Source organism: Herbaspirillum sp. 3R11 (assembly GCF_004563925.1).
In the GTDB taxonomy this organism is placed as follows: Bacteria; Pseudomonadota; Gammaproteobacteria; order Burkholderiales; family Burkholderiaceae_D; genus Herbaspirillum.
Genome location: NZ_SPNJ01000001.1, coordinates 715,925 through 739,540 on the forward strand (window position 1 = coordinate 715,925; position 23,616 = coordinate 739,540).

The 23,616-nt window shown below is 60.5% G+C and carries 23 protein-coding genes; 14 read left to right on the forward strand and 9 right to left on the reverse strand.

Translation table 11 applies throughout. From position 1 onward, the window contains the following. The first annotated feature begins 111 nt into the window (after positions 1-111). Both E4P32_RS03365 and pbpG read left to right on the forward strand, forming a co-directional pair. Positions 112-1,020, forward strand: a complete 909-nt coding sequence (locus E4P32_RS03365; protein ID WP_158559704.1) for a DMT family transporter — start codon at positions 112-114, stop codon at positions 1,018-1,020. A gap of 156 nt (positions 1,021-1,176) precedes the next feature. After that, complete coding sequence (gene pbpG / locus E4P32_RS03370; protein WP_116433267.1) at positions 1,177-2,295, forward strand: D-alanyl-D-alanine endopeptidase; 1,119 nt, start codon at positions 1,177-1,179, stop codon at positions 2,293-2,295. An 87-nt stretch (positions 2,296-2,382) separates the two neighbouring features. On the opposite strand, the gene E4P32_RS03375 is transcribed toward pbpG, so the two are convergent. Then, complete coding sequence (locus tag E4P32_RS03375) at positions 2,383-3,186, reverse strand: IclR family transcriptional regulator (RefSeq protein ID WP_116433266.1); 804 nt, start codon at positions 3,184-3,186, stop codon at positions 2,383-2,385. A gap of 421 nt (positions 3,187-3,607) precedes the next feature. Here E4P32_RS03375 and E4P32_RS03380 point away from each other — a divergent pair, with 421 nt between their 5' ends. From E4P32_RS03380 to E4P32_RS03420, 9 genes are all read left to right on the forward strand, one after another. After that, positions 3,608-4,621: a sulfate ABC transporter substrate-binding protein gene (locus tag E4P32_RS03380; protein WP_116433914.1), complete on the forward strand. Its 1,014-nt coding sequence runs from the start codon at positions 3,608-3,610 to the stop codon at positions 4,619-4,621. 91 nt (positions 4,622-4,712) lie between these two features. Beyond that, the gene (gene ssuE / locus E4P32_RS03385; protein WP_016835620.1) at positions 4,713-5,303 is read left to right on the forward strand and encodes an NADPH-dependent FMN reductase; all 591 of its coding nucleotides are present in this window, start codon (positions 4,713-4,715) and stop codon (positions 5,301-5,303) included. Positions 5,304-5,423: 120 nt separating this feature from the next. Further along, positions 5,424-6,401, forward strand: a complete 978-nt coding sequence (locus E4P32_RS03390) for a sulfonate ABC transporter substrate-binding protein (protein WP_116433265.1) — start codon at positions 5,424-5,426, stop codon at positions 6,399-6,401. 91 nt (positions 6,402-6,492) lie between these two features. Next, positions 6,493-7,668, forward strand: a complete 1,176-nt coding sequence (gene ssuD, locus E4P32_RS03395) for an FMNH2-dependent alkanesulfonate monooxygenase (protein ID WP_116433264.1) — start codon at positions 6,493-6,495, stop codon at positions 7,666-7,668. Between the two features lie 9 nt (positions 7,669-7,677). After that, positions 7,678-8,514 carry an aliphatic sulfonate ABC transporter permease SsuC gene (ssuC, locus tag E4P32_RS03400; protein ID WP_116433263.1) on the forward strand — a complete coding sequence of 279 codons (837 nt, stop codon included), beginning with the start codon at positions 7,678-7,680 and terminating at the stop codon, positions 8,512-8,514. A 26-nt stretch (positions 8,515-8,540) separates the two neighbouring features. Then, on the forward strand, positions 8,541-9,407 hold the full coding sequence (locus E4P32_RS03405; RefSeq protein WP_116433913.1) for an ATP-binding cassette domain-containing protein: 867 nt from the start codon (positions 8,541-8,543) through the stop codon (positions 9,405-9,407). A 75-nt stretch (positions 9,408-9,482) separates the two neighbouring features. Then, positions 9,483-9,698 carry a TOBE domain-containing protein gene (locus E4P32_RS03410; RefSeq protein WP_007884497.1) on the forward strand — a complete coding sequence of 72 codons (216 nt, stop codon included), beginning with the start codon at positions 9,483-9,485 and terminating at the stop codon, positions 9,696-9,698. A 24-nt stretch (positions 9,699-9,722) separates the two neighbouring features. After that, positions 9,723-10,565 carry an EAL domain-containing protein gene (locus E4P32_RS03415; protein WP_116433262.1) on the forward strand — a complete coding sequence of 281 codons (843 nt, stop codon included), beginning with the start codon at positions 9,723-9,725 and terminating at the stop codon, positions 10,563-10,565. Position 10,566: 1 nt separating this feature from the next. Next, a complete protein-coding gene (locus E4P32_RS03420) occupies positions 10,567-11,136 on the forward strand; it encodes an alpha/beta hydrolase (RefSeq protein ID WP_116433261.1) in 570 nt (189 codons plus the stop codon). A 351-nt stretch (positions 11,137-11,487) separates the two neighbouring features. Here E4P32_RS03420 and E4P32_RS03430 read toward each other — a convergent pair whose 3' ends face one another. After that, entirely contained in the window at positions 11,488-12,243 is a 756-nt protein-coding gene (locus tag E4P32_RS03430) for an SDR family oxidoreductase (protein ID WP_116433259.1), read from the reverse strand. 152 nt (positions 12,244-12,395) lie between these two features. On the opposite strand from E4P32_RS03430, the gene E4P32_RS03435 reads away from it, so the two are divergent. Beyond that, a complete protein-coding gene (locus tag E4P32_RS03435) occupies positions 12,396-13,292 on the forward strand; it encodes an AraC family transcriptional regulator (protein ID WP_116433258.1) in 897 nt (298 codons plus the stop codon). On the opposite strand, the gene E4P32_RS03440 is transcribed toward E4P32_RS03435, so the two are convergent. From E4P32_RS03440 to E4P32_RS03470, 7 genes are all read right to left on the reverse strand, one after another. Beyond that, a complete protein-coding gene (locus E4P32_RS03440) occupies positions 13,293-14,762 on the reverse strand; it encodes a mannitol dehydrogenase family protein (protein ID WP_116433257.1) in 1,470 nt (489 codons plus the stop codon). A 22-nt stretch (positions 14,763-14,784) separates the two neighbouring features. Beyond that, entirely contained in the window at positions 14,785-15,663 is an 879-nt protein-coding gene (locus E4P32_RS03445) for an ABC transporter permease subunit (protein WP_199525579.1), read from the reverse strand. 32 nt (positions 15,664-15,695) lie between these two features. Next, positions 15,696-16,574, reverse strand: coding sequence for a sugar ABC transporter permease (locus E4P32_RS03450; RefSeq protein ID WP_116433256.1), 879 nt, complete (start codon positions 16,572-16,574; stop codon positions 15,696-15,698). After that, on the reverse strand, positions 16,571-17,671 hold the full coding sequence (locus E4P32_RS03455) for an ABC transporter ATP-binding protein (RefSeq protein ID WP_116433255.1): 1,101 nt from the start codon (positions 17,669-17,671) through the stop codon (positions 16,571-16,573). The genes E4P32_RS03450 and E4P32_RS03455 overlap by 4 nt, the downstream gene beginning before the upstream one ends. Positions 17,672-17,765: 94 nt before the next feature. Further along, a complete protein-coding gene (locus E4P32_RS03460; RefSeq protein WP_116433254.1) occupies positions 17,766-18,953 on the reverse strand; it encodes an extracellular solute-binding protein in 1,188 nt (395 codons plus the stop codon). Positions 18,954-19,080: 127 nt separating this feature from the next. Further along, positions 19,081-20,502, reverse strand: coding sequence for a glucuronate isomerase (gene uxaC / locus E4P32_RS03465; protein WP_116433253.1), 1,422 nt, complete (start codon positions 20,500-20,502; stop codon positions 19,081-19,083). Between the two features lie 120 nt (positions 20,503-20,622). After that, a complete protein-coding gene (locus E4P32_RS03470) occupies positions 20,623-21,363 on the reverse strand; it encodes a FadR/GntR family transcriptional regulator (RefSeq protein ID WP_116433252.1) in 741 nt (246 codons plus the stop codon). Between the two features lie 460 nt (positions 21,364-21,823). On the opposite strand from E4P32_RS03470, the gene cysT reads away from it, so the two are divergent. Further along, on the forward strand, positions 21,824-22,681 hold the full coding sequence (gene cysT, locus E4P32_RS03475; RefSeq protein ID WP_116433251.1) for a sulfate ABC transporter permease subunit CysT: 858 nt from the start codon (positions 21,824-21,826) through the stop codon (positions 22,679-22,681). 1 nt (position 22,682) lies between these two features. Continuing rightward, positions 22,683-23,609 (forward strand): sulfate ABC transporter permease subunit CysW, encoded by a 927-nt coding sequence (cysW, locus tag E4P32_RS03480; RefSeq protein ID WP_116433250.1) that lies wholly within the window; start codon positions 22,683-22,685, stop codon positions 23,607-23,609. Positions 23,610-23,616 lie beyond the last annotated feature (7 nt).

The window sequence follows — 23,616 nt, forward strand, 5'->3', positions numbered from 1 at the left end:
TCATATGTAGTCCGACTTAAAGTGGGCTCAATAATATATTGGACCCGATGTGAGTCGGTGCTTATGCTGGGCGGCATTTCCTTATGTCAGCGTCAGGCACGCCGCCCAGCCATGAAAGCACTGCGCTCATCCGATTTCCTTGCCGTTCTGGCGCTCGCCACCGCGGCCCTGTTCTGGGCCGGCAACATGCTGGTCGGCAAAGCGCTCAACGAGCAGGTCGCGCCGCTGACGCTGGCGTTCTGGCGCTGGGTGCTGATCCTGACGATCCTGGCGCCGTTCGTGTGGCGCGACGTGGTACGTCATCGTGCTGAAATCCGTGCGGCTTTACCGCTGCTGAGCTTGCTGGCTTTGCTCGGCACCGGCTTGTACAACGCGCTGATTTTCGGTGCTTTGCATTTCACCAGCGCCACCAACGCGGCGTTGCTCAATTCCTCGATTCCGGTCTGGACCGTATTGCTCTCCGTGCTGCTGCACCGGCGTCGGCCGGGGCCCATGGAACTGCTAGGCGTCAGCGTCTCGCTGTGCGGTGTCGCCGCCATCATCAGCCATGGTTCGATCGCCGGCCTGGCAAGCTTCCAGCTCAATCGCGGCGACGCCTGGATGCTGGTTGCGATGGTGATGTGGAGTCTCTATCTGCTGCTGTTGCCGCTCCGCCCGCGCGTCTTGCCGAGCTTCTGTTTTTTGTGGGTCACGGGCGTGCTCGGATTGTTTGCATTGACTTTGCTGATGCTCGTCAACGGAGGCGGGGAGACGTTCGTTATACCGCTCAGCCGAACCAGTGTGACCGGTGTTTTTTATCTGGCTGTTTTCCCCAGCATCCTGGCCACGCTCGTGTGCAACTACGGCATCGATCGCATTGGCGCCGTAAGGGCATCGCAATGCGTTCATCTGGTCCCGGTATTCGCCTCTGTTATCGCGATGGCCTGGCTGGGGGAGACGTTACACTGGTATCATGCTGTGGGTTTTATTTTCGTACTGGCGGGTCTGTTTATAGCAAATCAGAGGTATCGCGACCGTTAAAAAGTCGCGCGGGGTTTCCAAAAATTAAAAAAGCACACTTTTTCAAGAAAATTGATTAAAAAGTTGCGCTAACTACCTAATTATCTTGCGATTTTCCCTTGGTTTGCTACACTGCCAACAGTTTCTTGTATGTATCAATCAGGGGGAGGTTCACCAATGCTCAAATCTGCGCTAGCTGCCGTCGCTACGGCACTTCTGGTTCTGGTCGGCACATCCTCTGTGCAAGCACAAACTTCACCGAATTCCAAGAAAACAGTCGTTAAAAAGACTGTAATCAAGAAGAACGTCGTCAATCGTCGTCCAGTCGCCGCGCCCAGACGCGCTACCCAAGCCTCGCTGGATCGCCGCGAAAAACTGGTCAAGAAGGTCGCCATGGTTCACGGCAAGCGCCGCGTGGTGTATCAGCGCGTAGCCGCCATGCCGACAGTGCCGGTGGTGCCGCCCGTGATGACCGCCGGCGACATGGCCGGCCTCAACCTGACGCAGGATCCTCTGGCCTTGCGTTCCAACGTCGCGCTGGTGATTGACCAGGCCAGCTCCCAGGTTCTGTTTGAAAAGAATTCCGCCGTCGCCTTGCCGATCGCTTCCGTCACCAAGCTGATGACTTCGCTGGTGGTGGTTGAAGCGCGCCAGAACATGGAAGAGATCCTGACCGTCAGCGATGACGACGTCGATCGTCAAAAACACAGCAGCTCCCGCCTGCGCGTCGGCGCACAATTGTCGCGCGACGACATGCTGCACATTGCGCTGATGAGCTCCGAAAACCGCGCGGCATCGGCACTGGGCCGCAGCTATCCGGGCGGCCTGCCGGCATTCGTCGCCGCGATGAACGCCAAGGCCCGCTCGCTGGGCATGATGGATACGCACTACGTTGATTCGACCGGTCTCTCCAGCAGCAACGTCGCCAGCGCACGCGACCTTGCCAAATTGGTGGTCGCCGCTTACAACTACCCGATCATTCGCCAATATTCGACCGATGCCAAGTACATGGTCGAGCCCAGCGGTCATGCATTGCAATACGCCAGCTCCAACCGCCTGGTTGCCAGCAAGGATTGGGACATTGGTCTGCAAAAAACCGGTTACATCAACGAAGCAGGCCACTGCCTGGTCATGCTGACCAAGATCGAAGGCCGCTCAGTGGTCATGGTGTTCCTCGACTCCAAGGGCAAGCTGTCGCACGTCGGTGATGCTGCACGCATGCGCAAATGGCTGTCCGAGCAAGGTCCGCAAAACCTGACCCGTGTGAATCTGCGTGCACGCGCGGACGAAGGCTGATCCGGACGCAGGCATTCAGACAATAAAAAAGGCGAACTTCGGTTCGCCTTTTTTTATTCCTGCCTCAGCACGTAGCTAGCGTTCAAGCTACGCCACGCCGTCCTGCAGGTTCTGCTGGCTCACGAAGCCCAGCGCCGAGGAGATCTGTGCCGCCGTGGTGACCAGGTCTTCCACCCAATCTTCCTGCAGGCGATCGGCCGGCGCCGAAATCGACAGTCCCGCGACCAGTTTGCCGGAGTCGTCGCGGATGCCTGCCGCCATGCAGCGCACACCCAGTTCCAGCTCTTCGTTGTCACGCGCGTAACCAAGCGCGCGTACCATGCTCAACTCGCGCTCCAGCTTGCTCAGATCGGTAATCGAATTCTTGTTGTGGCCGGCCAGCCCGGTGCGCGTGGCGTACGCGCGCACGGCTTTGGGGTCGTCAATGGAGAGGAACAGCTTGCCGGTCGAGGTCAGGTGCAGCGGCGCGCGGCCGCCGATGGCGCGCACCACCTGCATACCCGAGCGTTCGGAGAAAGAGCGATCGATATAAACGATTTCATCGCTCTGGCGCACTGACAGGTTGATGGTCTGATGCGTCTTGCGGTGCAGGGCGCGCATGAAGTCGAGCGCCGCTTCGCGCACGCTCAGGCGGCTCTTGACGATGTTGCCGAGTTCCAGCAGGCGCATGCCGAGGCGATAGGTGCCTGGCTCGGAGCGATCGACGAAACGTTTCACCACCATGTCGTTGAGGATGCGGTGGGCGGTCGATGGATGCAACTTGGTGGCAGCCGACAATTCCTTCAGGCTGACCGGATCCGGATACATTGCCAGCGCGTCCAGCAAGGACACCATCCGTTCAATGACCTGGATCGATATCGCGCCTGTTTCGTCGTGGGCTTCTTTTTTCATCTCGATGTTTGATGCATAGCAATAGGTTCTTTATACCACATTGTGAAAAGGAGGAGATGGCGCTGCGCCAGAAGAAGGCGTTTTCGATGCGCACCGGTAGTTTTACGAGGCCAAAAATGAAACGGCGCAAGTAGGTGGGGGAGACGGCGCCGAATTCCGTCATCACATCGCAATGGCCGATATTACGATTTTGCCGCGATTCCGGTCCCGATCCCGATCCATCCATATCTCACGGCTATATTGCTGGCGGTGATTCCCTTATGCGAATTTGATATGAACAGCGCCTGTCTATATTCGGCAGCCTTGTTGTTGCTTATCTGTTTTCCGCATATTGAGAGAAGAAAGTATTCGTTCGTTTTTTCTTGCCGCCTCATTAACCTGTGCTCTCCAGAACAAAACTGAACACAGAGGGATGCAGATCATGTTGAAAAAGCTTATCAAGTCGGTTGCCGTGGCAGCCTTGTTCTCCCAGGTTGTGCCGCTGGCGCACGCTGCGGATATTTCCTTGCTGAATGTCTCTTACGACCCGACTCGCGAGCTCTACGCCGACTACAACAAGGCCTTTGCCAAATACTGGAAAGCCAAGACCGGCGACAACGTGACCATCAAGGCATCCCACGGCGGTTCCGGCAAACAGGGCCGCTCCGTCATCGACGGCATCGACGCTGACGTGGTGACACTGGCGCTGGCTTACGACATTGATGAAATCTCCGAAAAGGCCAAACTGCTGCCGCCCGACTGGCAAAAGCGCCTCGAGCACAACAGCTCGCCGTACACCTCGACCATCGTGTTCCTGGTGCGCAAGGGCAACCCCAAGAAGATCAAGGACTGGGACGACCTGATCAAACCGGGCGTGTCCGTGATCACGCCGAATCCGAAGACCTCCGGCGGTGCTCGCTGGAACTACCTGGCCGCATGGGCCTACGCGCTGAAGAAGGGCGGCACTGACGCTGCTGCGCGCGACTACATTTCCAAGCTGTTCAAGAACGTGCCGGTACTGGATTCCGGTGCTCGCGGCGCCACCATCAGCTTCGTTGAACGCGGCCTGGGCGACGTTCTGCTGGCATGGGAAAACGAAGCGCTGATCTCGCTGAAGGAATGGGGCCCGGACAAGTTCGACGTCATCACGCCTTCGATCTCCATCCTGGCTGAACCGCCAGTGTCGATCGTCGACAAAGTCGTTGATCGCCGCGGCACCCGCAAGGTCGCTGAAGAATACCTGAAGCATCTGTATTCCGACGAAGGCCAGGAAATCATCGCCAAGAATTACTACCGCCCGATCAACCCGAAGATCGCTGCGAAGTACGCATCGCAATATCCGAAGGTCAACCTGATCACCGTCGACAACACCTTCGGCGGCTGGCAGAAGGCTCAGAAGGATCACTTCTCCGACGGCGGCAGCTTCGACCAGTTGTACGTGCCGAACAAGAAGTAATTCCGGCACATCAGCATCGCACTCCGGAAGTCTGTAGTACGGCTTCCGGAATCTTCACCAGATTCACCTTGATTCACCCTTTGAGTTGACCATGACGATTCTCTTGTTGGCCGGCAGTCCTTCCGCACCGTCCCGTTCCACCCGCTTGCTGCACCACGTCGGCGAAAAGCTGGCCGCGCTGGGGCACCGCTATTCGAAATTGGACGTACGTGATCTGCCGGGACAGGCATTGATCCGCGCCGACTTCAACGACCCTGAAATCAAGGCCGCACTGGCGCGCGTTGCAGAAGCTTCGGCAGTCGTCGTGGCAACGCCGGTTTACAAGGCGGCCTACAGCGGCGCGCTCAAGGCGTTCCTCGACCTGTTGCCGCAGTTCGGCCTGACCGACAAGCTGGTGTTGCCGCTGGCGACCGGCGGCAGTCAGTCGCACATGCTGGCGCTCGACTACGCGCTGCGTCCGGTACTGTCGTCGTTGGGGCCCAAGCATGTACTGCCAAGCATTTACGCCACCGAAGCGCAAGTGATCTGGTCGGAGCAGGATGGCCTGGTGCTGGATGCGCCGATCGTGGCGCGCGTGCAGGAAGGCGTCGACCAATTGTCGAGCAGCCTGCTGGCCTTGCACAAGACCGCGCCGGGGGCATTCACCGACGTACCGTTTTCGCAGATCCGATGTAGCGTTTAAGCGTAGCTCCGAATCTAGCTCCGCTTCAAATTAGTCATCCACGCAAGACCCAAGATCCGCTGCAGGAGCGGAGGGGCCTTGTTACGCCAAATTACACAAATAACAGTTACGGGAAAACAGATGAGTGCACAACAACGTTCCGCCAGACGCCGCACCCTCGGCTTGCTGTCCGCGCTGACCACACTGACCATTGCGGCCGCCGGCTTCGGCGTCAGCAATTTCGCCGCAGCGCAATCCAAGCCGGTGCTGCGCATCGGCTATCAAAAAGCCGCCAGCACGCTGGTGCTGCTCAAGGCGCACGGCGCGCTGGAAAAGCGTCTGCAGGCGCAAGGCGTGGAAGTCAAATGGGCGGAATTCACTGCCGGTCCGCAACTGCTGGAAGCGCTGAACGTCGGCTCGGTCGACTTCGGTTATGTCGGCGAAGCGCCGCCGGTGTTTGCCCAGGCGGCAGGCGCAGACTTTGTCTACACCGCCTATGAAATCCCGACGCCGAACGCCGAAGGCCTGCTGGTGCAAAAGGATTCACCTATCAAGAACGTGGCCGAACTGAAGGGCAAGAAAATCGCCTTCAACAAAGGCTCCGATGTGCATTGGCTGGTGGTGGCCCTGCTCAAGAAAGCCGGCCTCAACTACAGCGACATCCAGCCGGTCTACCTGGCGCCGGCCGATGCCCGCGCCGCCTTTGAAAAAGGCGCCATCGATGCGTGGGCCATCTGGGATCCGTTCCAGGCCGCCGCTGAAAAACAGATCGGCGCACGTCGTCTGGCAACCGGTGTGGGCGCAGTCAGCCATCACCAGTTCTTCCTGAGCGCGCGTCCGTTCGCTGAAAAGAATGCCGCGGTTCTCAAGGTGCTGCTGGAAGAAATCACCAAGGAAGGCCAATGGATCCGCGCCAACACCAAGGAAGCCGCGACCCAGCTCGCGCCTATCCAGGGTCTGGACACCGACGTCATCGAAGTCAGCCTGAAGCGCTACGAACACATCTTCCGTCCGATCGACGCCAAGGTGCTGGAAGAGCAGCAGCGCATCGCCGACGCCTTCTTCGAGCTCAAGCTGATCCCGAAGAAACTCAGCGTCAAGGACGCAGTGCTGAAGTAAGGAAAGTAACTACGCAAGAAGGATGCGCCGGCTTTCAACAGACCGACGCACCACTGGTTTCACCTGATACCGATATCGATTGGAGTTTGCAATGAACGTTTTCTGGTTTATCCCCACGCACGGCGACAGCCGCTACCTCGGCACCGCAGAAGGCGGACGCCTGGTCAGTCATGACTACATGAAGCAGGTCGCGGTTGCTGCCGATACCCTGGGATATGACGGCGTGCTGTTGCCGACCGGACGTTCCTGTGAAGACGCCTGGGTCACCGCGGCCAGCCTGATCGGTGAAACCAAGCAACTGAAATTTCTGGTCGCAGTGCGTCCCGGCCTGAGCGCACCGACGCTGTCGGCGCGCATGGCTGCCACCTTTGACCGCTTGTCCGGCGGTCGCCTGCTGGTCAACGTTGTTACCGGCGGCGATCCTGCCGAGCAGGAAAGCGACGGCATCTTCGGCACGCACAAAGAGCGCTATGAAATCTCCGACGAGTTCCTCAAGATCTGGCGCGACGTGCTGAGCAAGACCCACACCGGCGGCGAAACCAATTTCGAAGGCAAGCACCTCAGCGTCAAGGGCGCCAAGGCGCTTTATCCACCGGTGCAGGCGCCGTATCCGCCATTGTATTTCGGCGGTTCCTCGGATGAAGCGATCGACCTCGCCGCCGAGCAGGTCGACGTCTACCTGACCTGGGGTGAACCGCCTGAGGCAGTTGCAGAGAAGATCGCCATCGTGCGTGCACGCGCCGCCAAAGCCGGCCGCACGTTGCGCTTCGGCATCCGCCTGCACGTGATCGTCCGTGAAACCACGGAAGCCGCCTGGCGCGCCGCCGACGAGCTCATCAGCAAGCTCGACGACGCCACCATCGAAAAGGCGCAGAAGACCTTTGCCAAGATGGATTCCGAAGGACAGCGCCGCATGGCGGCGCTGCACGGCGGCAAGCGCGACAAGCTCGAAGTCAGCCCGAATCTCTGGGCCGGCGTCGGCCTGGTGCGCGGCGGCGCCGGCACCGCGCTGGTCGGCGACGGTCCGACCGTGGCGGCACGCCTGAAAGAATATGCAGACCTCGGCATCGACACCTTCATCCTGTCCGGCTATCCGCATCTGGAAGAATCGTATCGCTTCGCCGAACTGGTGTTCCCGCTGTTGCCGCGCAAGCAAAAGGAAACGCTGCCCGGCTTCAACCTGACCGGTCCGTTCGGTGAAATCGTCGGTAACACCCATGTGCCGCCGCCGGCCGCAAAGCCGGCGCAGCAAGTCTCGGAGAGTTAAGGAACCATCATGAGTGCAAGCATCGCCAGCTCTACCGTCGACACGCCGCGCAAGATCGCTGCCGCAAAGCGTGACGGCAACAGCAGCGGTTTCGGCGCCACGCAATTGCTGTCCTGGGCTTTGCCGGTCGGCCTGATCGTGGTGTGGCAAATCGCCGCGCAGCTCGGCTGGCTGTCCAGCCGCATCCTGCCCGAGCCGTGGGCGGTGCTGCGCGCAGCCTGGAACCTGTCGGCATCGGGCGAGTTGTGGACACATCTGGGCGTGAGCACCGGACGCGCAGCCTCGGGCTTCGCCGTCGGCGGCGGACTCGGTTTGCTGCTGGGTCTGTTGACCGGCACTTTCCGCCAGGCGGAAGTGCTGCTCGACACCACGCTGCAGATGGTGCGCAATATCCCTGCGCTGGCCTTGATTCCACTCGTGATCCTGTGGTTCGGTATCGACGAGACTTCCAAGCTGTTCCTGGTGTCGGTCGGCGTGTTCTTCCCGATTTACCTCAATACTTTCCACGGCATCCGCTCGGTCGACAAGGGTCTGATCGAAATGGCGAAGAGCTACGGCTTGTCCGGCTGGCCGCTGTATCGCGACGTGATCCTGCCCGGCGCATTGCCGTCGATCCTGGTCGGCGTGCGCTTTGCGCTCGGCCTGGTGTGGGTGCTGCTGATCGTGGCCGAAACCATTTCGGCGCAGGCCGGCATCGGTTACATGACCATGAACGCCCGTGAATTCCTGCAAACCGATGTGGTGCTGGTCGGCATTCTGCTGTACGCGCTGCTAGGCAAACTGGCCGACGTACTGGCGCGCGGCCTGGAAAAATTCTGGCTGCGCTGGCATCCGGGTTATCAATGAACAAGGCAACGGATAAAGGCGTCGTAATGCAAAACAATCCTGTCGAAACCACGCAAGTGAAGAATGCCGCCGAAGCGCAATCCGGCAAGCAGAGCCGCGGCGTGCGCGTCGCCATCGACGGCCTGTCGAAATCCTATGCCGGCCGCGAAGTGCTCAAAGCCGTCGCACTCGACGTCAAGCCCGGCGAGTTCGTCGCCATCGTCGGTCGCAGCGGTTGCGGTAAAAGCACCTTGTTGCGCCTGATCGCCAAGCTGGAAACTGCTACCCACGGCGAAGTCGCCTTCGCCAAGGACGCCGACGGACGTCAACCGGGCTTTGAGCCGGAGACCCGCATCATGTTCCAGGACTCGCGCCTGCTGCCATGGAAACGCGTGCTCAACAATGTGGCGCTGGGCTTGCCCAAGGCGGCCTTGCCCTCGGCCTCGCAAGCGCTGCGCCAGGTCGGTCTCGAAGAGCGCGCCGGCGAATGGCCGGCGGTGCTGTCGGGCGGTCAACGTCAACGCGTGGCGCTGGCGCGCGCGCTGGTGCACGACCCTGAATTATTGCTGCTGGACGAACCGCTGGGCGCACTCGATGCGCTGACCCGCATCGAGATGCAGCAACTGATCGAATCGCTGTGGCAAAAGCGCGGCTTCACCGCCGTGCTGGTCACGCATGACGTACAGGAAGCGATCGCGCTGGCCGATCGCGTGGTGTTGATCGAAGACGGCAACATCACGCTCGACCAGACCATAGCCCTGCCGCGTCCGCGTGCACGCGGCAACCCTGCGTTCGCGCAGATGGAAGAGTACATCCTGTCGCGCGTGCTGCAACATCCGGCCAATGCGCCGGACAGCGCGCTCGGCGATGTCTCGCTGCAAAAGACCGTCAATCAGGTGCAGTGGGCAATTTGAGTTTTCGTTTTTGTTTTTGTTTTTGTTTTTGTTTTCGTTTTTCAACGCAGTTTTCTACCTCACCAGGAGTCAAGCATGACCATTCAAGCCATCAACGTCCGCAATCAATTCAAGGGCAAAGTCAAAGCCATCATCGAAGGCTCCGTCGTCTCCGAAGTCGATGTCGAAACACCTGCCGGTATCGTCACATCGGTCATCACCACACGCTCGGTCAAGGACCTGGGCCTGGTGATCGGCAGCGAAGTCGTCGCGCTGGTCAAGGCGACTGAAGTGTCGATCGCCAAGCTCTGATCTGATTATTTCGCGGAGCCATTGATGAAGTATCAAGCCCTGGAAAAATATCTTGCCCGTCTCAACGGGTCTGTGAAAGAAGAGTCCAGGGTCTGGCTGGATGCGGAAGGGCGGGCGCAGGGAAAGTATTTCAATACCACGCTCACTTCCGCGTTTCAGCCGATACGTGTATTCGGCAGCGCCGGCACGCCGGACGCCACCATCGTTGCGCATGAAGGTTTTGCGCGCAGTTATTCCGAAGACGACAGCGGCCTGCATCTGTGGCGCCTGCTCGACCAGGCCGCCAGCGATGACGAGTCGGTCGAGTTGGACCGCTTGTGCCGCATGTTGCATTCGATCAATTTTTATCGCCAGGTGGACCATGACGTCAGTCTGCACCTGAGCGTGCATGCGCGGTTGCTGGCGGCCGTCGACAGCAATCACGGCATCGCTTTCCGTCGCATTCTCAACCTGCTGGAACTGCCGCATGACAAGATCGTGCTGCAAATGCCGGTGGTGACGCAGAACCAGGGCTGGCTGCTCAACTACGTGCTCGACAATTACCGGCGCAACGGTTTCCGGCTCGGCATCAGCGCCGCCGATGCGCGCGACGCGCTGGCCTTGCTCGATAAGGTCAAGCCCGACATGATCAAGGTCGATGCGCGCGAACTGGTTGATGAAGAGGGCACTGAAAAGTTGCTGCGCCAGGCCGGCGCACTCGGCATTCGCGTCGTGTTCAAACGCGTCGAGAATTCGGATGTATTCGCGCGGTTGCAAGAGTTCGGCGGCAAGCTGGCAACGCCGGTGTATGCTCAGGGCTATTTGTGGGATACGCCGAAATCGGTTTTGGCGCTTCCACTCTCAAACTCTGAAAGCAAGGTGGCCTGACATGGGCAACACATCCATTGCACGCATTGCTGATTTCCGCGTGCTGGTGGTGCCGGGACTTGACGGCAGCGGTCCCGAGCATTGGCAGTCACGCTGGCAACGGCTGTATCCGGCTTTCGAGCGGGTTGAGCAGGATCGCTGGGATGTTGCGGATTTGCCGGTGTGGTCGGCGCGTTTGCAGGAAGTGCTGGCGCAGGATGTTCGTCCTACTGTTCTTGTCGCGCACAGCTTCGGTTGCCTGACTTCGGTGCATCGTGCTGGTGTTGACGCCGGTCATATCGTTGGCGCGTTGTTGGTGGCGCCGGCGGATCCTGAAAAATTCAAAGTTGCCGATGTCGTGCAGACGCGGTTGCCGTTTCCTTCGGTGGTTGTCGGTAGTACCGATGATCCGTGGATGTCGGCGGAACGTGCGGAGCATTGGGCTGGGGTTTGGGGGAGCGAATTCGTCAATGCGGGGGCGGTGGGGCATATCAATACTGCTTCGGGGTTGGGGGACTGGCCTGATGGGCAGGATGTGTTGGCGGCCTTGGTTAGGCGGGTTGGTAACCGTAATTCGGTGACTTCCGCCTGAAGTTTTTCGTTCTGTTCTTATTTATTCCTTTTTCTCTTCGGTCGACCTTGCCGGGGGCGGCCCGGCAGCCGCTCACTTTCTTTGCTTCGCCAAAGAAAGTAAGCAAAGAAAGGCGACCGCGATTCGCCGCCTCGCTGCGCGAGGTTCCCGTTGGCGCCACGCACAAATCGGGAAGGGAAACAAACTCGCTTCGCTCAGACAAGTTTCCCTTCTTTATCCGATTTGTGCGCGTCACCAACGGCGACTCATAAGCGGAATTCCTTTTTCGGCTCGCTTCGCATTGCCTTGGGTGGCTCGCCTTCGGCATCGTGATTTTTTGCGTCTTTCTTGCCTCTTTTTTTCCTTGATTTCTTAGATTCCTTGTCCGCCCGACACTTCAATCCTTTGCGCCGTTACCCAACGATTATCCTGTGACAGCAGTGACGCGATCATCGGGCCGATGTCGTCCGGTACGCCTACGCGGCCCAGTGCGGTCATTCCTGCAAACAGTTTGTTGATGTCCGGGTTATCCCGTACTGCGCCGCCGCCGAAGTCGGTTTCGATGGCGCCGGGGGCTACCGTGTTGACGGCGATGCCGCGCGCGCCAAGCTCCTTTGCCATGTAGCGTGTAAGCACTTCGACCGCGCCCTTGGCTGCGGCGTATACGGCATAGCCGGGGAACGAGGTGCGCGTCAGGCCTGAGGACAGGTTGACGATGCGGCCGCCGTCGGCAATCAGGGGCAGCAGGGTTTGCGTCAGGAAATAGACGCCCTTGAAATGCACGTTCACCAGGCCGTCGAACTGCGCCTCGGTGGTGTCGCCGATCAGGGCGTAGTCACCGTGGCCGGCGTTGTTGACCAGGTGATCGATGCTGTCGCGCGACCAGCTGTCGCGCAGTGCGGCGCGCAGGCGTTCGGCGAAGGGGGCGAATGCGGCGACGTCGCCGGTGTCGAGCTGCAATGCGACCGCCTTGCGGCCGAGTGCCTGGATTTCGGCGACTACGGCTTGCGCTTCGTCGCTGCGGCTGTGGTAGGTGACGATGACGTCGCCGCCTTGGCGGGCGATGCTGAGGGCGGTGTTGCGGCCGAGTCCGCGGCTGGCGCCGGTGATGAGGGTGATCTTGGTCATGATGGAGCTCCTGTGCTGGTGCGTTGATGGAGACCGCAGTATCGAACGCAGGGAGCAGGCCCGGTTACCGGATACTCGACGTTCCTTGCCTGATCCTCCAACTCGAGCACAAGTCGCGTGCAAGACCATCTCCGACAAGGTAGGCTTGCAGCATGACGACTTTACTCACTGCCGTGCAACGCTACGCCGACGCCCATGCCGACCGGGACGGGCTGGCGCATACACCTATCGCCGGGCTTACCATCGTGCGCGCGACCGAAGTCAGCGAGTTGCTTTACGCCATTTCTCGACCGCTGGTATGCCTGGTCTTGCAAGGCAGCAAGCGTGTCGCCATGGGCGCGGAAGCCTTTGCCTTCTCGGCCGGCGATTCGCTGCTGATCACAGCCGACGTACCGACGGTCAGCCAGATTACGCGTGCAAGTCTTGCCGCGCCTTATCTATCGCTGGTGCTGGAACTCGATCCTGCGGTGATCGCCGATCTGGCGATGCAGATGGAAGCGGCGCCTGCTTCTGCGCACGTGCCGGTGCGCGTCGATCCTACCGATACGGAAGTCGCCGACGCGGCGTTGCGGCTGATGCGCTTGCTTGATCGTCCGGCGGCGCTGCCCGTGCTGCAGACGCAATTGACGCGCGAGTTGCACTACTGGCTGCTGGCCGGCAAGCATGGCGCTGCGATTCGCAATCTGGGGTGGCCGGACAGTCAGGCGCGGCGCGTGGCGCGTGCGGTGGACGTGTTGCGGACCGATTTTGCGCAGGCCTTGCCGGTGGAACGTCTGGCGGCGGTGGCGGGCATGAGCCCGTCGTCGTTCCATCAGCATTTCCGCAGCGTGACCTCGTTGTCGCCGCTGCAGTTCCAGAAGCAGTTGCGCCTGATCGAGGCCAGGAGGCTGATGCTGAACGACGGCGTCAGCGCCAGTAGTGCGGCGTTTGCGGTCGGTTACGAGAGCGTGCCGCAGTTCACGCGCGAATACGGCAGGATGTTCGGCCTGCCGCCGGTGAAAGATACCGAAGAGGCGAAGAGCAAGGTGCGCGCTTCCGCCTCCGTCTGACTACGCACCGATCTTGCTGAGCGCTTTCAGAACGCCTTGCTCTTCGATGCTGCGCAGGAATGTCTTCACGGCAGACACGAACTCCACTCGCTTGGCCAGGTCGTTTCCGAACACTGCTTCCAAAGCCAGCAAAGCATCCACACGCTCATCGATGTCGGCGATACATGCGGCAGCCTGCAATGATTCCGCCAGTGGATCCGAAATCGGATATACCAATCCGGCTTCATCTTCCCCGCGTAAATATCGAATCCATCCCGCCACTGCAAAACACAGTCGCGCACAGGGCAGTCCTGCATCAAGGCGCGCACGGATGGTGCCGAGCAGGCGCTGTGGCAATTTCTGTGAACCGTCCATGGCGATCTGCTGCAGGCGATGCTTCAGCGCCGGATTGCGGAAGCGCTCCACCAGTTCATCGCGATAGTCATTCAGGCCGGGCCGTTGCAGCGTCGGCGCGATTTCCTGCGTCATCATCTGTTCGATGAAAGCGCGCAAACCATCGTCGCGAATGGCTTGGTCAACAGTGATATAGCCCGCCAGCGAACCGAGGTAGGCGAGGCTGGAATGGCTGCCGTTGAGCATGCGCAGCTTGGCGTGTTCGTAGGGTTCGGCTTCTTCCACCAACGTCGCGCCGGCGCTTTCCCAGGCCGGTCGCGGACCGGCGAAACGGTCTTCGATCACCCATTGCGAGAACGGCTCCGTCACCACCGGCCAGGCGTCGTCGACGCCCAGATGTGCGGCGATGGCGGCGCGATCTTCCTCGGTGGTCTTGGGCACGATGCGGTCCACCATGGAGTTGGGAAAAGCGCCGTGCTGGGAAATCCATTTCGACAATTCAGGATCGATACGCTCGGCAAACGCCAGCACCAGCGCGCGCGACGTGTTGCCGTTGGACGGCAGGTTGTCGCACGACAGTACCGTGAACGGCGGCAGACCCGCATCGCGGCGTTTGTCGAGGGCGCACACGATGAAGCCGATGGCCGAACGCGGCGCGTCCGCATGCGCCAGGTCGTGGACGATGTCGGGATGATCGAAGCGCAGCGTGTTGGACGCCGGATCGTGGCAGTAGCCTTTTTCGGTCACGGTCAGGCTGACGATGTGGCAATGCGGATGGCTCATCGCCGCCAACACCGCGGCAGGCGACTCCGGCGCAACCAGCGACTCGATCAGCGAACCGATGATGCGCAGTTGTTCGCCTTCCGTTCCCCTGATGCCGAGCGTGTAGAGATGGTCCTGCGGCGCCAGCGCATCGCGCGTGTCGGCGCTGCGCAGCGATACGCCGACGATGCCCCAGCGTAGGTCGCCCTGCGCCAGCACCGTGTCGGTGTAGACCGCCTGGTGCGCGCGGTGGAAGGCGCCCAGTCCGAGATGCACGATGCCGGGCAGCAGGACGGCGTTGTCATACGCCGGCAGCGCCGCCCGCTTGTCTGCTTGCTTGTCTGTTTGCGCCAGTGTTTGCTTGTTCAGCTTCATCGTCTGTCTGCGTCAGGTTTGATTATTTTTGCGGATGCTCTTTGACGCGCGACACCAGTTGCGTCGGACTGACGAAGCGCATGGCGATCAGCAGCCAGATCAAGGTGACGATCATGTACACCATCGCCATCGCATCGATCGATTGCGAAGCGCGCACGCCTGCGGCAAACACCGAGTAATACAGCGCCACCACCAGCGTCTGCGTATCCGCACCGGCCGTCAGGAAGGTCAGCTCGAACATCGCAATCGTGCGCACCAGCACCAGCAGCGAGGCGGCCAGGATGCCCGGCGCCAGCAGCGGCACCAGCACATGGCGGAACATCGTGAAGGTGCGTGCGCCGAACACGCGCGCAGCCGATTCCAGATTGGGATCGATCTGCTCGATGAACGGCGTCATCACCAGAATCACGAACGGCAGCGCCGGCAACAGGTTGGCGATGATCACACCGGGCAGGGTGCCGGCCAGGTGCAGTTCATACATCAGCGTCGCCAACGGGATGCCGTAGGTGATCGGCGGAATCATCAGCGGCAGCAGGAACAAACCGGTCAGCAGTTTCTTGCCGCGGAAGTTGCGCCGCGCCAGGGTGTAGGCTGCCGGCACGCCGATCAGGATGGACAGCACCACCACCGACAGCACCACCTGCACTGTCACCAGCAAGACATCGCCGAGCTGGAACTCCTGCCAGGCGGCGGAATACCACTCCAGCGTCCAGCCGCTTGGCAGCCAGGTGCCGAGCCAGCGCTTGGCCACCGAGTTGGTGGCGACCGAGGCGATCATCAGGCCGACGTTGATCAGGAAGAAGGTCATCAGGCCGACCACCAGCCCGCTCCAGGCGCGGCTGCCCCAATGCGTGCGTCGCTTCGGTGCTGGCTGTCTGGAGATGGATTGCGATGTCATCATGGGAGAAGTAGTTGTCGTTGCTTGATTCATGATTAGCCTTTGCCGCCGGTGACCGGACCGCGATAGAACAGATTGCGCGCACCGAGCACGATCACCACCACGCCCAATTGCACAGCGCCCATGATCATCGCCACTGCCGACGCCATGGAGTAGTCGTAGTTTTCGAACGCCGCTTCATATGCCGCAATCGAAATTACACGCGTCGCCCCGGCCGGTGAACCCAGCAGCACGGCTGACGGGAAGACCGAAAACGCCTGCACGAACGACAGGCAGAACGCCATCGCCAGGCCCGGCAGGATCAGCGGGAAGATCACGTAACGGAACTGGTTGAACGGATTGGCGCCCAACGTCGCCGCCGCGCGCGGCAGCACCGGATCGATGCCGGTGATGTACGACAGGATCAGCAGGAAGGCGAACGGGAAGCCCGAAATCACCAGCGAGATCAGCACGCCCGCATAGTTGTGCGTGAGGCGGATCGCGCCTTCATAGATATGCAGCGTTTGCAGGATTTGCGCGAACCAGCCCTTCGGGCCGAAGTAAGTCAGCATGCCTTCGGCGATCAGCACGGTGCCCAGCGTGATCGGAATCACCAGGATCGTCGTGGCGATCTTTTGATACGGCGTCTTGTGGCGCAGGCGATAGGCTACCGGTACCGCGATCAGGATGTTGATCAGCGTCGCCGGCAAGGCCAGCTTGAGCGTCACACCGATGGTCATCCACAGGTTCTCAGTGCTGAAGAACTTGATGTAGTTCGACAGCGTGCCGCCCTGGAGCGGCTGGAACGACAGGATCAGGCCGTGAATGAACGGATAGACAAACACCGCCAGCATGAAGATCACCGCCGGAGCAGCCATCCACATGGCCGGATCGCGCCAGCGCGCGCCGGCGGTTTGCGAGGACGTCAGCATCATGCCACCTGTTCGGAAGGATAAGCCAGCACGCGATCGGCTGCGACCGCGACACGGATGGTTTCACCTGGCGAGGCTTTGCCTTCGGCGCGTACATACAGGCGTGTGTTGTCTTGCGTGCGCAGCATGAACAGCGATTCGCGACCGTAATATTCAACCGACTCCACACGCGCGCTGATGCTGTTGGATGGGTTACTGCCATCGGCGCAGATGCTGAATTCTTCCGGACGGATCGATACCGCAGCGCGGGCGTTCAGGCGCATCTTCGGAATGCCGACCAGATTGACGCCGGGACCGGCCAGGGTCACGGTTTGCGCATCTTGAGCAACCACATCCAGAATCAACTCGTTGCGATAACCCATGAAGCGCGCCACCGCGAGATTGGACGGCTGGCCGTAGACTTCCGGCGGCGTACCGATCTGCTGGACCTTGCCGTCTTTCATGACGACGATGCGGTCAGCCAGCGACAAGGCTTCATCCTGATCATGCGTGACGTACAGCGTGGTGCGGCCGAGTTCGCCGTGGATGCGACGGATTTCGGAGCGCATTTCCAGACGCAGTTTGGCGTCGAGGTTGGACAGCGGCTCATCCATCAGGATCAGCGGCGGCTCGATGACGATGGCGCGGGCAATTGCCACGCGCTGCTGCTGGCCGCCGGACAACTGGCCGGGCAGCTTGTTCATGTGTTGCGCCAGTTGCACCAGGTCGAGGGCGCGCTTGACACGGGTCTGGATTTCGGCGGCGGGAACGCCGCGCATCAGCAGGCCGAAGCCGACGTTCTTGGCCACCGTCATGTGCGGGAACAGGGCGTAATTCTGGAACACCATGCCGAAGCCGCGCTGTTCAGGCGGCAAGGTATCGATACGGTGATCGTCAAGATAGATGCCGCCGTCCGACAAGGGCAGCAGGCCGGCGATGCAGTTCAGCGCGGTCGACTTGCCGCAGCCGGAAGGGCCGAGCAGGGCGATGAATTCGCCGCGCGCAATGTCCATCTGCAAACCGTCCAGCGCAGCGATCTGCGGTGCATCGTTGGTTTTAGCCGGGCCGCCAAAGCGACGTGTCACGCGATCCAGTCGCAATGTCTTGAAGTCAGGTTTCATGCTTGCCTCTAATTGATCGTAATGAGCCGGGCGGCGTGGAATGTGTCATTGCCGCCCGGCTGGTTCTGCTTTGTCTCTGCTACTTTGCTTTTGCTTATTTAAACTTCTGTGCGCCGACTTGCTCATCCCAGATACGGAATGCTTTCACCATTACCTGTGCATCCAGCGGTTGCACGTGCGGGAACTTGGCGATCCAGTCGGCGTATTCGGCGCGGCCGAATTCCTTGAGCGTGTCCTGGCTGGCTTGCGGCGCCATCGTCACCGGCACGTTCTTGATCGCAGGACCAGGGTAGAAGTAGCCCTTGTCGTAGGTCTGCGCCTGTTGCTTCGGTTGCAGCAGGTAAGCCATCACGTCCAGCACCACGGCTTGCTTGGCGGGAGCCAGGCCCTTCGGCACGATCATGTAATGGGTGTCGTTGACCCAGGTCATGTTCTTGAAGGCGCCGACCTTGAATTCCTTCGGCACCACGCCCAGTGCACGTGGGTTGATGTCCCAGCCGGTCACGGTGACGGTCATGTCGCGCGAGCCTTCGCCGAGTTCCTTCATCACGGCGCCGGTGCCGCCTGGGTAGTACTCGATGCAGGTGTTCAGCTCTTTCAGGTAGGCCCAGGTCTTGTCCCAGCCCTTGACCGGATCTTTCGGATCCTTGTCGCCGAGCAGGTAAGGCAGGCCCATCAGGAAGGTGCGGCCGGGACCGGAGTTGGCCGGGCGCGCATAGATCAGCTTGTTCGGATTGGCCTTGCACCATGCCAGCAATTCCTGCGGCGAGGTCGGCACCTGCTTGACCTTGTCGGGGTTGTATTCGAGCAGCGGACCGGCCGGCATGAAGGCCACGGCCAGGCCCTGGTTATGCGCCAGTTCCTGCATCTTCTTCACTTCCGGCAGGTAGTTGTCGGTCAACGGTGCGAACTTGGCGTTGTTCTCGGGCAGCAGCGTCACCCACAGATTCTGCTCGATGCCGGCAGCCAGAATGTCGGTGCCGCCGAGGACCAGATCGATGTCGCTGCGCTTGGCGTTCTGCATCGCCTTCAGCTTGCTCGGCAGCTCCGGCGCCGGCGCCTTGGTGAAGGTGAATTTGACGTTGGGGTGCGTGGTCTTGTATGACTCGATCGCTTCCTGCAACAGTGCCAGCGAACCGGCGACGTCGACCACGTTGATGGTGACGGCTGCCTGCGCATGCGCAGCGGGGCTGCCGACCATGGCAGCGAAGCCGACGCTGATGGCGGCGGCCATGACGGTGCGGCGAGTCGCCTTGTGCAAGGTATTCAAAACCTGTTTCATTGTTGTCTCCTCCTAGAGATGGAATTGTTGGGTACCGGGATAAAGCGGACGTCTTGTGACGCTCTGATGAATCTTCAAACCGTACTGCGATTGCGGTGGCTCTCTTTCAAAAACGATTACGTATGAATTACAAACGATAAGCCTGCTTGGCCAAGCGATAAGTCAGGTCATGCGCCAGGTCCAGCGCTTCGTCTTCATGCAGGCGATGTTCGGCCACCAGGCGCGCCAGGTAGCCGCAATCGATGCGGCGGCTGACGTCGTGACGGGCGGGGATCGACAGGAAGGCGCGGGTGTCGTCGTTGAAGCCGACCGTGTTGGCGAAACCGGCGGTCTCGGTGGTCAGCTCGCGGAAGCGACGCATGCCTTCCGGCGCATCGAAGAACCACCATGCCGGACCGAGCTTCAGGGCCGGATACACGCCGGCCAGCGGCGCCAGTTCGCGCGAGTAACTGGTCTCATCGAGCGTGAACAGAATCACGGAGAGACGCGGGTCGAGGCCGAAGCGATCCAGCAGCGGCTTGAGCGCGCCGACGTATTCGGTCTGCATCGGAATATCAAAACCCTTGTCGCGGCCGAAGCGCGCCAGCATCGCCGGGCTGTGGCTGCGCCAGCAACCTGGATGGATCTGCAGGACCAGGCCGTCGTCGATGCTCATCGCCGCCATCTCGGTCAGCATCTGGGCGCGGAACAGTTCGGCTTCGTCGCTGCTGATCTTGCCCGACAGCGCCTTGTCGAACAGCGCCTTGCATTCGGCCAATGGCAGGTCGGCGGTGCGCGCGCTCGGATGACCGTGGTCGGTCGAGGTGGCGCCGTGTTCCTTGAAGAAGGCGCGACGGACGCGGTGCGCTTTCAGATAGCCTTCCCAGGTGCGGGTGTTTTCGCCGGTCAGTTCGCCGAAGCGCTCGACATTGGCGGTGAAGCCTTCGAATTCCGGATCGACCACCGGATCGGGACGATAGGCCGTCACCACGCGGGCGCGGCCCTTGGCGGTCTGCCACGGATCGTTCTTCAGCTTGGCATGATGCGCCAGCGGATCGAGCGGCGACTCGGTAGTGGCGATGACATCGATGTTGAAGCGTTCGAACAGTGCGCGCGGGCGGAACTCGGGACGCTGCAGGCAAGCATCGATGTGATCGTAGAGACGATCGGCGTTGGCCTCGGTCAGACCTTCTTCGAGGCCGAACACTTCTTCGAACACGTGATCGAGCCACATGCGTGACGGCGTGCCGCGAAACAGCGGCCAGTGTTTTGCCAGGATACGCCAGATACGGCGCGGATCAGCCTCGACCGCGCTGCCGTCACGGGCCGGGATGCCCAGTTCTTCCAGTCTGACGCCCTGGCTGAACAGCATGCGGAAGACATAGTGGTCGGGCTGGATCAGCAGCGCCGACGGATTGGGGAAGGCGGCGTTGTCGGCGAACCAGGCAGGGTCGGTGTGGCCGTGCGGGCTGACGATGGGCGCGTCCTTGATCTCTTTATAGAGACGGCGCGCGATCGAGCGCGTGTCGGGGTCGGCGGGGAACAGTCGGTCTGGGTGCAGCAATGGCATGTCGTCTCCTGAATTCCAAAGTCTGTCTTTATCGCTTCCGGCATCCTCGGCTCTGTCGGGTATTGGCTACCCTGGCCTCTGACGGACGTCGTCGCGTCTATCGTGTTGAATCCTGCGCTGCTACTCCTGGTGGTGCGGCGTGTAAGCCTTGCCGCCGCCCCAGCCGCGTGAAAACTCGGTGGTCACGCGTTCGAGGTGGGAGTGCATCGCCTTGCGCGCGCCTTCGGGATCGCGGTCGACGATGGCCTCGAGGATGCGGCGATGGTCAACCAGCGTCTGCTGGCGCAATTCTTCGGTATGGAAATGTTCTTCCATCTTGATCCACAGGCGGCCGCGCTGGTCCCACAGGTTTTCGATCACGCTGACCAGGGCGCTGTTGCCGGTGGCGCGGGCGATCGACAGGTGGAAGGTGCGGTCGGCTTCTTCATTGTTGGGGCGGTCGTCATAGAAACGCTCCATGTCGTTGAGGGCGCGCAGGATGGCGTCCAGTGCGCCGTCGGTCGCCATGCGCGCAGCGATCGCCGCCACTTCGCCCTCGATCAGGCAGCGCGCCGACAGGATCTCGAACGGACCCGGGCCGATTTCCTGGATGGCCGGCGCCGCGCCTTTCTTTTCAATCACATAAATACCGGAACCGCCACGCACTTCGATCACGCCGGTCAGTTCCAGCGCGATCAGCGCTTCACGCACTGAGGCGCGGCTGACCTTCAGTTGCGCCGCCAGGTCGCGTTCCGACGGCAGGCGTTCGCCGGCCGCAATGTGTTCGTCGCGGATGTATGCCTGAACGCGATCGGCGACCACGCGATACAGGCGCGTTTCGGGCGCGCTGAATTCGGCAAGGGCTGTGACGACTTTGAGCATGGCAGGCTGGACGGAGGTCCCTGAAAAATTGGTCAGGCCATTCTAAGTTGGCCTGACCAATATTGCAATATGGTCTAGCCGATTTATTTCTTTGTGTGCCGAACCCTTGTTTTATAAGGCTTACAAGGCTGTAAGCATGAGGCTTGTTGTCATATTAAGTGGTCAACCACTTCTTTCATTTTCGAGTGATCAGTCGTCGGATGACTATGCCCGGGGCGACTTTCAGGAGATCGGAAGGGCATATTTTGACCCATCGATAAATCATCTCGACAGCCATTCTTTATGCATAAATCTTCTATGGACATGCAAAAAAATTCGTTCTCTTTATAACAATGCGATGCGATTATCCTCGCTCATTAGTCGTATTTGTAATAAGAGATTCCTCCGGTTGTTGTCCCTCTGATACGCATTCGCAGGTATCGCGGCCTTCCGGAGAAGACAATAAAAAGGAAGTGCAAGCGTGACCGTCTCCATTGCCACGAACAAGAAAGCGCCGTTCCGGGTGTTGCCGGGCTTCCGCCTGTCGCTCGGCTTCACGCTGTTCTATCTCACCCTGATCGTGCTGATCCCGTTGTCGGCGGTCTTCCTCAAGACCTTCACGATGACCTGGGACGCTTTTGTCAGCGCCGTGACCTCGCCGCGTGTGATGGCCTCGTATCGCCTGACGTTCGGCGCTTCTTTATTAGCTGCTTTCCTGAATGTGATTTTCGGCGGCATCGTGGCCTGGGTGCTGGTGCGCTATAAATTTCCCGGCAAGCGCATCATTGATGCGCTGGTCGATTTGCCGTTTGCGCTGCCGACGGCGGTGGCGGGCATTGCACTGACCACACTCTATTCGCAGAACGGCTGGATCGGCCGCTACCTGGTGCCGCTCGGCATCAAGGTCGCCTTTACCCCGCTGGGCGTGCTGGTGGCGCTGACCTTCATCGGCTTGCCCTTTGTCGTGCGCACCGTGCAACCAGTGCTGGAAGACGCCGAGCGCGAGCTTGAGGAAGCCGCCGCCAGTCTCGGCGCTTCACGCCTGCAGACCTTTGCACGGGTGATTTTCCCCACCGTGTTCCCGGCATTGTTGACCGGCTTTGCGCTGGCCTTTGCACGCGCCACCGGCGAATACGGCTCGGTCGTCTTCATCGCCGGCAACATGCCGATGGTGTCGGAAATCACACCGCTGTTCATCATCACCAAGCTGGAGCAATACGACTACACCGGCGCCACCGCCATCGCCGTGGTCATGCTGATCGTGTCGTTCGCCTTGCTGCTGACCATCAACCTGTTGCAAGCCTGGGTCCGCAAGCGCGGCCAGGCCGAGAAAGTCTGACATGAGCGCCGTCATTACTCCTGGCATTACCGCTGCGACTTCGGTAGCACCGCGCGGCGAACCCGCCTACGCGCCCGCCGCCACGCTGGAACCGTTGTGGGTGCGCATCCTGCTGATCGGGATCGCCTTCGCCTTCCTGACCCTGTTCCTGTTCGTGCCGCTGGTCGCGGTGTTTTATGAGGGCCTGAAAAAAGGCTGGGACGTCTACATCGATAACATCATTGAACCCGACGCCTGGTCGGCCATCAAGCTGACCCTGCTGACCGCCGCCATCGCCGTGCCGCTGAACCTGGTGTTCGGCGTGGCGGCGGCATGGTCGATCGCCAAGTTCGAATTCCGCGGCAAGAACATCTTGCTGACGCTGATCGACTTGCCGTTCTCGGTATCGCCGGTGATCTCGGGCCTGATCTATGTGCTGCTGTTCGGCCTGCAAGGCTACTTCGGTCCGTGGCTGCGCGAGCATGACATCAAGATCCTGTTCGCGGTGCCGGGCATTGTGCTGGCGACGGTGTTCGTGACTTTCCCGTTCGTGGCGCGCGAGCTGATCCCGTTGATGCAATCACAGGGCAGTGAAGAAGAAGAGGCCGCGCTGGTGCTGGGCGCCTCGGGCTGGAAGACTTTCTGGCACGTGACCCTGCCGAATATCAAATGGGGTTTGCTGTATGGCGTGATCTTGTGTAACGCCCGCGCCATGGGCGAGTTCGGCGCGGTGTCGGTGGTATCCGGCCATATCCGCGGCGAGACCAACACGATCCCGCTGCAGGTGGAAATCCTTTACAACGAATTCAATATCGTCGGCGCGTTTGCGGTGGCGTCGCTGCTGGCCTTCCTGGCCTTGGTGACACTGGCGATCAAGAGCTTTATCGAGTGGCGTCTGCACAAGCAGTTGACCGCACACGTCGCCCACCCCGGCGCAGACCTGGTGTAAGAATTAG